Consider the following 13210-nt stretch of genomic DNA (forward strand, 5'->3'; position numbering starts at 1 on the left):
GGGAGTTGCGCTGCAGCGGATCGTCCTCGACCACCAGAACCCGCCGCCCCGCCGGCCCGTCCCGCCGAAGCGTCCGGGCGCCTGTCGGGACGGCGGGTTCTGGTGGTCGAGGACGATCCGCTGCAGCGCAACTCCCTGACCCTGCTGCTGGAGCAGGCCGGGGCCGGGGTGATGGCGGCCGACAGTTTCGATTCCGCCCTCGCCGCCGCCCAGGCGACCCTCCAGGCGCCCTCGGCGATCCTCAGCGACTACCGGCTGCCCGGCGGCACCGACGGGCTGAGCGGCATCCAGACCCTGCGCGGGGTGCTGGGCCGGGACGTCCCGGCCATCCTGCTGACCGGGGAACTGTCCGCCGAGCTGGTGCGCGCCGCCAAGGAGGCCGGCTGCCTCGTGCTGACCAAGCCCGCCGCACCCAACCGCATCCTGTCCACCCTGGCGGAGCTGACCGCGGGCGCCGATGCGGCGGCGTGAAGCCGCAGCGTGAGGCCCCGCTCCGCCGCCGCTTCCCTTGGTGCGCGGCGCCCGCTTGCGCTACAGTCGCGCCATGACCGAAGAAGACCAGCCCCACATCCTGGTCGTCGATGACGACACCCGCCTGCGCGAGCTGCTGCGCAAGTATCTCGCCGGCAACGGCTTCCTGGTCGCCACCGCGAAGGACGCGGCGGAGGCGCGGGCCAAGCTGGCCGGGCTGGCCTTCGATCTGCTGGTGCTCGACATCATGATGCCGGGCGAGACCGGGCTGGAGCTGACCGAATCGCTGCGCCGGGAGCGCGACCTGCCGATCCTGCTGCTGACCGCGCGGGGCGAGCCGGACGACCGCATCGCCGGGCTGGAGGCCGGGGCCGACGACTACCTCGCCAAGCCCTTCAACCCGCGCGAGCTGCTGCTGCGCATCAACTCGATCCTGCGCCGTCAGGCCAGCCGCCCGGCGGACCCGGCGCCGCCGCAGCCAGTGAAGCTCGGCCCGATGATCTACCTGCCCGACCGCGACGAGCTGCGGGCGGGCGAGGAGGTGGTCCGGCTGACCACCGCGGAGGCCGGGCTGCTGCGCGTGCTCGCCACCGCCCCCGGCACCATCTTCTCGCGCGAGGAGCTGACGGAGCGCAGCAAGGTCGCCGGCAACGCCCGCACCATCGACGTGCAGGTGACCCGCCTGCGCCGCAAGATCGAACCCGACCCGCGGGAGCCGCGCTACCTGCACACGGTGCGCGGCGAGGGCTATGTGTTGAGGCCGGACCCGTAACGGGGCCGACGGAGCACCCAGAGCATCAGGACCAGGACCATGACCACCGACACCGCCGCCGCACCGATGCCGATGCCGCGCCGCGAGCAGACGGGGCTGCTGAAGCGGTTCCTGCCCCGGACGCTGTTCGGCCGCTCGCTGCTGATCATCGTGACGCCGGTCATCCTGGCCCAGGCGGTGGCCACCTGGATCTTCTACGACCGCCACTGGGACACCATGACGAACCGGCTGGCCTTCGCGGTGGCCGGCGACATCGCCATGGTCATCGGCATGCTGGAGCATGACCCGACCCCGGAGGGGCGCAACTGGACGCTGGCCGCCACCGCCCGCAGCACCGACCTGATCGTGACGCTGGAGCCCGGCAGCACCCTGCCCGACCACCCGCCGAAGCTGCGCGGCATGCTGGAGAACACGCTGAGCAAGGCGCTGCACGAGCGGGTGCGGCGGCCCTTCGCCATCAACACCCGGATCACCCGTGAATGGTACGAGATCCGCGTGCAGATGCCGGACGGCGTGCTGTCGGTGATGTCGCCGGAACGCCGCCTGTTCAGCCCGACCAGCTACATCTTCATCCTGTGGATGGTCGGCTCGGCCCTGGTGCTGTTCACCGTCGCCATCATCTTCATGCGCAACCAGATCCGCCCCATCAAGCGGCTGGCCGCCGCCGCGGACGCGCTGGGCAAGGGCCGCGACGTGCGCAACTTCAAGCCGGAGGGGGCGACCGAGGTGCGGCAGGCCGCCGTCGCCTTCCTGCGCATGCGCGAGCGCATCCACCGCCAGATCACCCAGCGGACGGAGATGCTGGCCGGCGTCAGCCACGACCTGCGCACGCCGCTGACCCGCATGAAGCTGGCGCTGGACATGATGGGCGACGGGCCGGAGGTCGATGAGCTTCTGACCGACGTCACCGAAATGGAGACGATGATCGAGGGCTATCTGGCCTTCGCCCGCGGCGAGGGGACGGAGGCCGTCCAGCCGACCGACCTGACCCGCATCCTGAACGAGGTGGTCTCCGGCGTGCGCCGCGAGGGGGCGGAGGTCGCCCTGGCCGCACCGGACGGGCTGACCCTGCCGCTGCGCCCCAACGCGACGCGCCGCTGCCTCGCCAATCTGCTGTCCAACGCGCGGCGCCACGGCGACCGCATCTGGGTGCGGGCGGAGCGGGAGGACGGCTTCATCGACATCCTGGTGGACGACGACGGGCCGGGCATTCCGCAGGCGTCCCGCGACGACGTGTTCAAGCCCTTCTTCCGGCTGGACAGCTCCCGCAACCAGGCGACCGGCGGCGCCGGGCTGGGGCTGACCATCGCCCGCGACGTCGCCCGCAGCCACGGCGGCGACATCACGCTCAGCGACAGCCCCTACGGCGGCCTGCGCGTGCTGATCCGCCTGCCGGTGTGAGTTTTCATAGGAAGCCGCCATGCCCGTCAGCCCCGACGAATACCGCCTCATGGACGTCCAGCAGGGCGGGTGCTGCTTCTACTGCGGGGAGCCGGTGGGGGCCAAGGCGACTTTCGACCACCTGATCCCGCTGGCCTACGGTGGACTCGACGCGGCGCCGAACGTCGTGCTGGCGCACCGCCGCTGCAACCAGCGCAAGGCCGACCGCCTGCCGACCCCGGAGGAGATCGACCGCTTCGTCACCCAGCGCCGCCGCAGCCAATTGGGCGTCTGGCCGCCGCTGCTCGCCCTGCGCGACGCCGAGCCGGGCGACGAGTGGATGACCGTCGCCCGCGCCATCGCGAAACTGAACGGACTTTGAAGACCGTCTGGCGCATTTGCCTTGATTGATTACCCAACAGCTCGCCCATGGGGGTGCGCCCACCGAGACATCAAGTCCCGCAGTTGTAAACATTTCTTGTGTTGGCCGATACATATATGTTGGATGGAAAACCTGCGGATATCATCCTTATCCGAACATCGTCCGCGCTTTTCACTGTTGGAAATTTTCCGACAGCAACAACTATTTTATCATTTCCCAAAGTCGGGTCGCATATTATTGGGGTAAACTCTTGAAGATTTTTTGATTTCAGCGTTGCTGACGCCTGCTCAACGAATGATGCGGCATATGGTCGCGCAGTATAGCTTGCTATTATTATTCTATACGCCACTTCCGCTGGAGCATCAGCGATGATTTCTTTGTCGTGGGCACCGGGCTTCGCTGTATTTATATTTATTTTATTTTGTTCGACTATTTTTCTTGCTACTTCTTCAGATATTTTTTCGATGTATAATTTCATTGATCGTGCAATTGCATTGTCGAAATTTATCATATTGTCCGCAGAAGAATCACCATTTACACCCGCCACCATTATTTCAACAATTTTTCTTGATCCATCCTCACTGGATATATATCGCTTTGTTTCATTAATAATCAGCTGCCTAGACTCTTCCTGAAGCTGCTTATCGATCGCTTGCGCGATGTAACTTTTTACTCCAAAATATATACTGACAGAAACACTAGCCAAGGCAATTGCCGAAATCACAGAAAACAATTTGAAATATTTTTCTACTTTTGAAAAGACCTCATCCTCGACCGCCGAAACGACGCCGTGCTTTATTAAATCGGATATATCTTTGCCTGATATGGAAAATCTTATCCCCGTATCTCCTGACACAAAGATTTCTTTTTTATCTGTCGGCATTTCCTTTTTATCTGATAGCAATTCGACATTCTCTTCAATCATAACGGGAGTCCATATCTTGACTATGCAAACAAGACAAAATAATCCTCTCGTTGATGTGTATTGTCAAGAATGGTGGCCACCCACCTGAACACGCTAAAGACATTCATAATGGATTGATTTCGCGTGATTAATTTGCTTCTGTCGCATTGCGCGATCTTTGTGGGGATGCATGGAAGATCGCTGGTCGGACCGTAAGGCCTGTGCGATGAACAAACCACACCATCAAAAGCACAAGTCCTTTCACGCACCCGCTTGACGGCGCCGCCGCCTTCTGGCCCGATCACCGGAACGATAAACAAGGTTAATTCGGGAGCGTTCGATGGCGGATCGGTACGACGTCGTGATCGTCGGCGGTGGTGTGATGGGCTGCGCGGTCGCCTATTTCCTGGCGAACGACCCCGGCTTCGGCGGCAGCGTGGCGGTGGTGGAGCGGGATCCGACCTACCAGCGCGCCTCCTCCGCCCTGTCAGCCAGCTCGATCCGGCAGCAGTTCTCGACGCCGGCGAACATCGCCCTGTCGCAGTTCGGCCTGTCCTTCATCCGCAACGCGACGGAACATCTCTCCGTGGACGGTGACCCGGTGGATCTGAGCCTGCGCGAGCCGGGCTATCTCTATCTGGCGACCGGGGCCGGGGCGGACATCCTGCGCCGGAACAACGCCATCCAGCTGTCCTGCGGCGCCGACGTGGCGCTGCTGTCGCCGGACGAGCTGGCCGCCCGCTTCCCCTGGCTGTCGGTGGACGGGATCTCCCTCGGTTCGCTCGGCCTCTCCGGGGAGGGCTGGTTCGACGGCTACAGCCTGATGCAGGCCTTCCGCCGCAAGGCCAAGGCGCTGGGCGTCGCCATGATCGCCGGGGAGGTCGCGGGCATCGACACCGCCGACGGCAAGGTCACCGCGGTGCGTCTGGCCGATGGGCAACGGCTGTCCTGCGGGGTGGCGGTCAACGCCGCCGGGCCGCAGGCCCGCCGCGTCGCCACCATGGCCGGGGTGGACCTGCCGGTGTCGGCGCGCAAGCGCTGCGTCTTCGTGTTCGACTGCCGCGAGGAGCTGCCCGGCTGCCCGCTGGTCATCGACCCCTCCGGCGTGTGGTTCCGGCCGGAGGGCAAGCAGTTCATCTGCGGCGCCCCGCCGCCCGCCGACCGCGATCCGGACACCGACGACCTGACGGTGGAGCACGACCTGTTCGATGAGACGATGTGGCCGGCGCTGGCCGAACGCGTCCCCGCTTTTGAGGCGATCAAGGTCACCAACGCCTGGGCCGGCTTCTACGAATACAACGAGATCGACCAGAACGCCGTCATCGGGCCGCATCCGGACCTTCACAACTTCCTGTTCTGCAACGGCTTCAGCGGCCACGGCCTGCAACAGGCGCCGGGCGCCGGGCGCGGGCTGGCGGAGCTGATCGCGACCGGCGCCTACCGCAGCCTGAACCTGTCGGCCTTCGCCTACGACCGTCTGGTGGAGAACCGCCCCCTGCTGGAAACCAACGTCATCTGAAGGCATTCCAGTCCCTCTCCCGCCCCGGGAGAGGGTGCCCGCGCAGCGGGCGGGTGAGGGTAGAACAAGGATCGAGGTGCTGATTCTCGGTGTTACCCTCACCCTTCCCGCGCTTTGCGCGGGCCCCTTCCCTCTCCCGAGACGGGAGAGGGGATTGGCAGCCGGCGATTTTGCGGAACGGGCGCGAGCCCGGCCGGTTGATGGGGTTGACCATTCCGAACGGAGCATGAGGCCCCGCGATGAAGCAGCCCCACACCGAAGAAACCGTCAAGCACACCGACGACCAGCAGAACACCGGCAACCACAAGAAGCCGGACGCCCCCGATGCGAAAGGTGCTGACCGCTTCGGCGGCACCCGCAAGGGCGCGGAGAATGTGGAGCCGACCAAGGACTGACGCCGGGGGGCGGGCCTGGACCGAAGGGCTTGCACCGGCGGGGGTGGACGTGCCAAATCCCCTGGCGCGTCCATCTCCATTCAGCAGGTCGGGAGCCCCTCCCATGGCTCACGCCATGTTCAAACGCTACAAGGTTCTGTTCACCCGCCCCCTGCCCGGCCTGCGTCCGGGCCGGCCCGAGCGCGACGCCATGGTGGACCGGCTCAAGCGCTTCGCCAGCCAGAACGGCATGGCCGGCGACCTTCACGCGATCGCGCCCAACGCCGGCTTCGGCATCCTGGAAATCCAGTGCACGGACAAGCTGGCCCGCCGCCTGAGCGATCTGTCCGAGGTCGAATCCGTCCTGGAGGCGTGAGCCCTGGCAGTCGGCCCTGCGATGGCAGGCGCTTACGATGCGTTGGCTTCGTTGTCCTTCTTCGCTTTCTCCTGCTTCGCCCTGTCGTGATGCCACTTGATGGCGAAGAACATGCCCGTTCCCAAAACGATGATTTTGAATGGGAAGAAGACCAAAGGGAACCAGTCGTACATTTTGAACATCTCCAGGCTATGACACCGTCTATCGCCAAGGAAACCTGACGACGGTCAGGTCGAGCGCGAGCTTATGTCGGCGGGCGGAGCCGCAGACGGGTGGGTTGGCGGGGCGGCGACGAAACGGGCCTCCTCGGCCTTGTAGACGTACTGGCTGGCCACCAGCCACCCCTTCAGCGGCCGCAAGGGCGGCACACAGGTCAGCAACAGGAACGGCAGGGTCGTGACGAGGTGCACCCAGTAAGGGGCCTCGAACCTCACCTCGATCCAAAGCGCCAGGATGACCGTGGGAATCGAGGCGAAGCAGATGACGAAGAAGGCGGGGCCGTCGGCCGGATCGGCGTAGGAGTAATCCAGACCACAGACCTCGCAGTGGGAGCGCAGCGCCAGAAAACCTTTGAACAGATGACCCTGGCCGCAGCGTGGGCAGCGACCACGCGCGCCGGTGCTGAACGGGGGAAGAGGCGGCCACTCCGGTTCGGATGACATCGCGTGTTCCTTCGGGGGCAATGGCAGGCAATGCCTGCATGCAATGCGTAACCGTATGCACCCTTGATACCGGCAATGTCAACTTGAATGCATCCAATGCACCGATGGCATTCATACAAAAAGGGAGGGCGGCCGGGGGCGAGGCTTGCGGGCGCGAGCGCCTCTACCTCCTGTTCAGTTGACGGGGCATCGGCTTGCGGCGGCGGCACAACGGGCCATTTTCAGTGTTTCAAAGCACAGATGCCGTCAGGAGCGTGCCTTCATGAATCCCCGGTTGCTGGCCGAGGTGCTGGAACCCGTGCTGAACGCCGCGGAGAAGGACGACGCGGCGATGCTCGACGCCGTGAATCTGTCGGCGGAGGCGCTGGCCGCGCTCGGCGCGGTCATCCTCGACCGCGACGGGCGCCCGGCCGACGGCGTGTCCGACGAACGCGCGGTGGTCGCCGCGCTCAACACCCACGCGCACACGCTGATGCAGTGCGGGCGGCTCGACGACGTGGTCGAGGCGCTGCAACTGGCCGAACGGATCGGCCGGCTGGGCCGCCTGCCCCACCATCCGCGCATGTCCGACGGCTAGCCACCTACGGTTAGGCGGGAGGAACACCGCACCGCCCCGGTTGTTGTGCGAGCCGTGCCGCCCAACAGGGGAGACGTGTCTTGTCGACAGCGCCCAAATCGAACGCTTTTTCCGGCCCCATCGAGGGCGAGGCCCTGTCCCTGCTTCAGGACAAACTGCTTCCCGGCTTCCTGACGGGACGGCGATGGTACGCCGCCAAGGACGCCGGCACGCCGACCGTGCGCATCGTCGATGCGCTGCCCCTGCCGCTGGCGTCCGGCGCCGCCCAGCTCTGCCTGTTGCGGGTGGAAGCCCCGGGGCGCGAGCCGCAGCTCTACCAGCTTCCCCTGGTGCTCGACCGCGACGGCCAAGGCAACGATGGCAAGGCCGAGGGCGCCGACCCCTTCGCCATCGCCGGCCCCGAGGCGCTTCCCTGGACGGGCGGTCTGCGCGACGGCTACGGCGACGAGGAGGTGGTGCGCGCCCTGCTCGACGGCATCCGCAAGGGCGGGGAGAGCGGCGGCCTGCGCTTCGGGCAAAGCCGCGCCCTCGACGCGGTGAAGGGCACGCTGGAGGGCGGCGCGCCGCTGCGCTGGGCCGGGGTGGAGCAGTCCAACACCTCCATCCGCGTCGGCGACTCGGCGATCCTGAAGGGGCTGCGCAAGCTGGAATCCGGCATCCATCCCGAACTGGAGGTCGGGCGCTTCCTGACCGAGGTCGCCGGCTTCCGCAACACCCCCGCCCTGCTCGGCTGGGTGGAGCGCACCGGCGACGGCGCGGCCGCCACCCTGTGCATCCTGCAGGAGCTGGTCCCCGACGCCCGCGACGCCTGGAGCCACGTCACCGCCGCCCTGGCGGAGCGCGTCGAACGCTTCGACGACGACACGGCGGACGACGTCGCCCTGATGGCGTTCATGCGCCGGCTCGGCCGCCGCACCGCGGAGATGCACCGGGCGCTCGCCACCCCCGGCGGTGGCGACGCCTTCACGCCGGAGCCGGTGACCCCGGCCACGCTGACGGGTTGGGCGGACGGCGTGCGCACCCTCGCCCGCCGCGTCCTGGGCCAGCTGCGCGAGGCCGCGCCGCGGCTGGACGCCGACCTCGCCCCCTACGCCGCGTCGCTGGCCGACAGCGAGGCGACGGTAATGCGGCAGATCGCGACGCTGACGCCGCCGCGCGGCACCTTCCACGCCATGCGCCTGCACGGCGACTATCACCTGGGGCAGGTGCTGGCCGGCAAGGACGACCTGTTCATCGTCGATTTCGAGGGCGAGCCGATGCGCCCGCTGGCCGAGCGGCGGGCCAAGCACTGCATCCTGCGCGACGTGGCGGGGATGCTGCGCTCCATCACCTACGCCGCCGCCGGGGCACGGGCCGCCCTGCCAGCCGACCTCGACGAGGCGGCGCGCGGCGCCCGCACCGCCTGGCTGAACTGGTGGGAGGGGGAGGCGGCGGCCGCCTTCGTCGCCGGCTACCGCGAGGCCATCGGCGACTGCCCGGGCTGGCCCGCCGACGCGGCCACCGCCACGCAGCTTTTGAAACTCTTCCTGCTGGAAAAGGCGCTCTACGAGATCGGCTACGAGCTGGCGAACCGGCCCGACTGGCTGGCCATCCCGCTGGCCGGCGCCATCGGCATCCTCGGCGCCGACGCCGGGCCGGAGGTGGCCGACCGCGCGTCCGGCCCGGTCGGGCTGGCCGCCCCCGGCGCCACCCGCCTTGGCGAGGCGCGGGCCCACGCCATGCCCTTCGGCGCGCAGGTGCAGCCCGACGGCTCCGTCCGCTTCGCCCTGTGGGCGCCGGGAACCGAGCGGGTCTCGCTGTGGCTGGAGGACACCCAGGCCCTTCTGCCCATGGTGCGGCGGGCCGACGGCTGGTTCGAATGGACCACCGCCCAGGCCCAGGCGGGCAGCCGCTACCAGTTCGAGCTTCCGGACGGGCTCCGCGTGCCCGACCCGGCTTCCCGCCACCAGCCCGACGACGTGCACGGGCCGAGCGAGGTGATCGACCCCACCGTGTTCCACTGGTCCGACGCCGCCTGGACCGGACGCCCCTGGCACGAGACGGTGCTGTACGAGCTTCACGTCGGCACCTTCACCGAAGAAGGCACCTTCCGCGCCGCCATCGACAAGCTCGACCACCTCGTGGAGCTGGGCGTCACCGCCATCGAGCTGCTGCCGGTGGCCGATTTCCCCGGCGCCCGCAACTGGGGCTATGACGGGGTGCTGCCCTACGCCCCGGACGCCGCCTATGGCCGCCCGGAGGATCTGAAGGCGCTGGTGGACGCCGCCCACGCCAGGGGGCTGATGGTCTTCCTCGACGTCGTCTACAACCATTTCGGACCGGACGGGAACTACCTCCACGCCTACGCCAAGGCCTTCTTCACCGACCGGCACAAGACGCCCTGGGGCGACGCCATCAACGTGGACGGGCCGCGCAACGCCACGGTGCGCGACTATTTCATCCACAACGCGCTTTATTGGATCGAGGAGTTCCACATGGACGGGCTGCGCTTCGACGCGGTCCACGCCATCCTCGACGACAGCGACAAACTGTTCCTTCAGGAGTTGGCCGAACGCGTACAGGACGCCGTGCGCTGCCGCCGCCACGTCCATCTCGTTCTGGAGAACGACGAGAACGAAGCCCACCTGTTGGAACGCCATCCGGAGGGCGACCCGCGCTGGCACACCGCGCAGTGGAACGACGACCTGCACCATTGCCTGCACGTCTGGGCGTCGGGCGAGGACGCCGGCTACTACGCCGACTACGCGGGCGACGCGGCGAAGCTGGCCCGCGCCATGGCCGAAGGCTTCGCCTTCCAGGGGCACGCCTCCTCCTACCGCGGCGGCGAGGCGCGCGGCGAGCCGTCGGCGCATCTGCCGCCGACCGCCTTCGTCACCTTCATCCAGAACCACGACCAGATCGGCAACCGCGCCTTCGGCGACCGCATCACCCGCTTCTCGCGGCCCCAGGCGGTGCGGGCGGCGAGTTCGCTCTATCTGCTCGGGCCGGGCATCCCGATGCTGTTCATGGGCGAGGAGTGGGCCTCCGACCGCCCCTTCCCCTTCTTCTGCGACTTCGCCGACGAGCTGGCCGAGGCGGTGCGCAACGGCCGGCGGGAGGAGTTCGCCAAGTTTCCCGAATTCCAGGACCCGAAGGTGCGCGACCGCATCCCCGACCCGACCGCGCCGGAGACTTTCCAGTCGGCCAAGCTCGATTGGGACGACCGCAAGACGGGCGCGCACGGGGAGTGGCTGGACTGGTACCGCCGCATCCTGGCGGTGCGCCGCAAGGAGATCGCGCCGCGGCTGGAGAACGCCCCGGGCGGTGCCGCCGCCCACGAGGTGATCGACGGGCGGGGCATCCGCGTTTCCTGGCGGCTGGGCGACGGCAGCCGCCTGCATCTGCTCGCCAACCTGTCCGAGACGCCGGTGGAGGGCATGGGCGAGGCCGTGGGCCGCGTCCTGTGGACCGAGGGTGACGGGCTCGATTCCGGAACCATGGCGCCGCTGTCCGTCCTCTGGACCATCGAGGAGACGACGGCGCTCGACCGGCTCGGCGAGCGGATGGGGATCGAGACGCACTACACCGGCGCCTCGGGCGAGACCATCCAGGCGTCGGAGGGCACCATCCGCGCCCTGCTCGCCGCCATGGAGGTCGACGCGGACGACCCGGAGGAGGCGCTGGCGGCGCTGGAGCGGCGCGAACTGGCCCGCCCCCTGCCGCCGGTGGCGGTGCTGCGCATCGACCGCCCACCCTTCTCGGTCACCGTCACCCTGCCGGAGGGCAGCGGGACGCTGCGCTGGACCCTGACGCTGGAGGAGGGCGGCGAGCGCGGCGGCGAGGCCGCTTTCGCCGATCTGCCGCTGGTCCGCAAGGCCGGCTTGGGTGAGCAGCGCTTCGAAGTGCGCCGCCTCGACCTCGGCGCGGCTCCGGCGCCCGGCTATCACCGGCTGCGGCTGGACGTCGACGGCCTGCGGGCGGAGCATCCCGGCCTGGAGACGACGGTCATCGCCGCCCCCGCCACCTGCCACCTGCCCGCCCCGCTCCAGATGGGCGAGCGGATCTGGGGCCTGTCGGTGCAGCTCTACGCCCTGCGCTGCGCCGGGGATTGGGGGATCGGCGACTTCGGCGACCTCGTCAACGTCGCGGAGATGGCGGCGGCGCGCGGGGCCGGCATCGTCGGGCTGAACCCGCTGCACGCCCTGTTCCTCGACCAGCCCGATCAGGCCAGCCCCTATTCGCCGGCCAGCCGCCTGTTCCTCAACCCGCTCTACATCGACGTCCTGGCGGTGCCGGAGCTGATGGGCTGCGCCGAGGCCCGCGACCGGATCGCGGACGAGGCGTTCCTGCGGAACGTCAAGGCGGCGGAGGCCGCGCCACTGGTCGATTACGCCGCTGTCGCCGCGTTGAAGCTGCCGGTCTTGGAACGGCTGTTCGCCCATTTCCAGGCGGAGGGCAGCGAGGAGCGGCGACGGGCGTTCGCCGCCTTCCGGTCCGAGCTGGGCGAGGGGCTGGAGCGCTTTGGCATCTTCCAGGCCCTGCGCGAGCGCTTCGCCAGGGACGGCACGCCCGACTGGCGCCGCTGGCCGGAGGAGTATCGGGACGCCGCCTCCCCCACCGTCCGCCGCTTCGCCGAGGAGCAGCGGGAGCGCATCGACTTCTTCGTCTGGCTGCAATGGCTGGCCGACAGCCAGTTGCAGGCGGCGGCGGAGCGGGCACGGGAGCGCGGTATGGCCGTCGGCTTCTTCCGCGACCTCGCGGTCGGTGCGGACAGCGGCGGTGCGGAAACCTGGGCCGACCCGCATGTCGTGGTGGCGCGGGCCCATGTCGGCGCCCCGCCCGACCTGTTCAACCCGGCCGGCCAGGATTGGGGCCTGCCGCCCTTCCACCCCCACGCCCTGCGCGAGGGCGGCTACGCCCGCTTCATCGAGCTGCTGCGCGCCAACATGCGCCACGCCGGGGCGCTGCGCATCGACCACGCCATGGCGCTCCAGCACGTCTACTGGATACCGGAGGGGCATCCGCCCTCCGAAGGGGCCTACGTCGCCTACCCGATGGACGACCTCCTCGGAATCCTGGCCCTGGAGAGCCAGCGCAACCGTTGCCTCGTCGTCGGCGAGGATCTGGGCACCGTGCCCGAGGGATTCCGCGAGCGCATGGCGGAGGCGGGTGTCCTGAGTTACCGGGTGATGTTCTTCGAATGGACCGAGGACGGCGGGTTCCGCGGCCCCGACGACTACCCCTACGCGGCGCTCGCCACGGTGGGCAGCCACGACCTCGCCACGCTGCGCGGCTGGTGGGAGGGGCACGACATCACGCTGAAGGAGGAGCGCGGCCTGTACCCCGCCGAAGGCGAGGCTGAGCGCCAGCGCGACCGCCGCATGGCCGAACGCGCCCGCCTGCTGGAGGCGCTCGCCGACGCCTACCTGCCGCTGCCCGCCAGCTTCGGCCCCGACAGCCCCTACAGCGAGGCGCTGGGCCACGCGGTGCACGCCTTCCTGGCCCGCACCGGCTCGGCCGTCGCCATGGTCCAGATGGACGATCTGACCGCCGAGTTGGAGCAGGTGAACCTGCCCGGCACGGTGGACCAGTACCCCAACTGGCGCCGCAAGCTGCGCCTCGCGCTGGAGGACATGGCCGACTGCCCGCAGGCCGGCGCCATCGCCGCCATCATGGCCGCCGCCCGGCCGGCCGCGGTGGCCGATGGGAGGCGCGACGATAACCCCCTCTCCCCCCTGGGGAGAGGGTTGGGGTGAGGGGGTCCCGCAACTCCCGAACGTCCGGCACACGCGCAACCCCCTCACCCTCCCCTCT

12 protein-coding genes are annotated in these 13210 nt (G+C 68.4%); 9 read left to right on the forward strand and 3 right to left on the reverse strand.

Annotation, left to right across the window (positions count from 1 at the left end; translation table 11 throughout):
* The 4 genes from DXK32_RS09450 to DXK32_RS09465 all read left to right on the forward strand — a co-directional run.
* Positions 1 to 471 (forward strand): response regulator (locus DXK32_RS09450; RefSeq protein ID WP_162801124.1); only part of this gene is annotated, 471 nt, incomplete at its 5' end.
* Between the two features lie 73 nt (positions 472 to 544).
* Entirely contained in the window at positions 545 to 1243 is a 699-nt protein-coding gene (locus tag DXK32_RS09455) for a response regulator (RefSeq protein WP_114858348.1), read from the forward strand.
* A 39-nt stretch (positions 1244 to 1282) separates the two neighbouring features.
* Entirely contained in the window at positions 1283 to 2644 is a 1362-nt protein-coding gene (locus DXK32_RS09460) for an ATP-binding protein (RefSeq protein WP_114858280.1), read from the forward strand.
* A gap of 19 nt (positions 2645 to 2663) precedes the next feature.
* Positions 2664 to 3005 (forward strand): HNH endonuclease, encoded by a 342-nt coding sequence (locus DXK32_RS09465; RefSeq protein WP_114858281.1) that lies wholly within the window; start codon positions 2664 to 2666, stop codon positions 3003 to 3005.
* 70 nt (positions 3006 to 3075) lie between these two features.
* Here the strand turns inward: DXK32_RS09465 and DXK32_RS32070 are convergent, their stop codons facing one another.
* Complete coding sequence (locus DXK32_RS32070) at positions 3076 to 3930, reverse strand: hypothetical protein (RefSeq protein WP_162801125.1); 855 nt, start codon at positions 3928 to 3930, stop codon at positions 3076 to 3078.
* 319 nt (positions 3931 to 4249) lie between these two features.
* Between DXK32_RS32070 and DXK32_RS09470 the strand changes: the two genes are divergently transcribed.
* The 3 genes from DXK32_RS09470 to DXK32_RS09480 all read left to right on the forward strand — a co-directional run bounded on the left by DXK32_RS09470 (position 4250) and on the right by DXK32_RS09480 (position 6178).
* A complete protein-coding gene (locus tag DXK32_RS09470) occupies positions 4250 to 5428 on the forward strand; it encodes an NAD(P)/FAD-dependent oxidoreductase (RefSeq protein WP_114858282.1) in 1179 nt (392 codons plus the stop codon).
* Between the two features lie 239 nt (positions 5429 to 5667).
* On the forward strand, positions 5668 to 5823 hold the full coding sequence (locus DXK32_RS32610; protein WP_014197509.1) for a hypothetical protein: 156 nt from the start codon (positions 5668 to 5670) through the stop codon (positions 5821 to 5823).
* A gap of 103 nt (positions 5824 to 5926) precedes the next feature.
* Positions 5927 to 6178 carry a hypothetical protein gene (locus DXK32_RS09480; RefSeq protein WP_114858283.1) on the forward strand — a complete coding sequence of 84 codons (252 nt, stop codon included), beginning with the start codon at positions 5927 to 5929 and terminating at the stop codon, positions 6176 to 6178.
* Positions 6179 to 6210: 32 nt separating this feature from the next.
* Here the strand turns inward: DXK32_RS09480 and DXK32_RS32615 are convergent, their stop codons facing one another.
* Positions 6211 to 6351 carry a hypothetical protein gene (locus DXK32_RS32615; protein ID WP_205215682.1) on the reverse strand — a complete coding sequence of 47 codons (141 nt, stop codon included), beginning with the start codon at positions 6349 to 6351 and terminating at the stop codon, positions 6211 to 6213.
* Between the two features lie 54 nt (positions 6352 to 6405).
* Positions 6406 to 6840, reverse strand: a complete 435-nt coding sequence (locus DXK32_RS09485; protein ID WP_114858284.1) for a DUF983 domain-containing protein — start codon at positions 6838 to 6840, stop codon at positions 6406 to 6408.
* Positions 6841 to 7102: 262 nt separating this feature from the next.
* On the opposite strand from DXK32_RS09485, the gene DXK32_RS09490 reads away from it, so the two are divergent.
* Both DXK32_RS09490 and treZ read left to right on the forward strand, forming a co-directional pair.
* Complete coding sequence (locus DXK32_RS09490; protein WP_035677092.1) at positions 7103 to 7417, forward strand: hypothetical protein; 315 nt, start codon at positions 7103 to 7105, stop codon at positions 7415 to 7417.
* Positions 7418 to 7497: 80 nt separating this feature from the next.
* Positions 7498 to 13152, forward strand: coding sequence for a malto-oligosyltrehalose trehalohydrolase (gene treZ, locus DXK32_RS09495; RefSeq protein ID WP_114858285.1), 5655 nt, complete (start codon positions 7498 to 7500; stop codon positions 13150 to 13152).
* Positions 13153 to 13210 lie beyond the last annotated feature (58 nt).

Source organism: Azospirillum brasilense (assembly GCF_003349955.1).
Classification (GTDB): domain Bacteria; phylum Pseudomonadota; class Alphaproteobacteria; order Azospirillales; family Azospirillaceae; genus Azospirillum; species Azospirillum brasilense_B.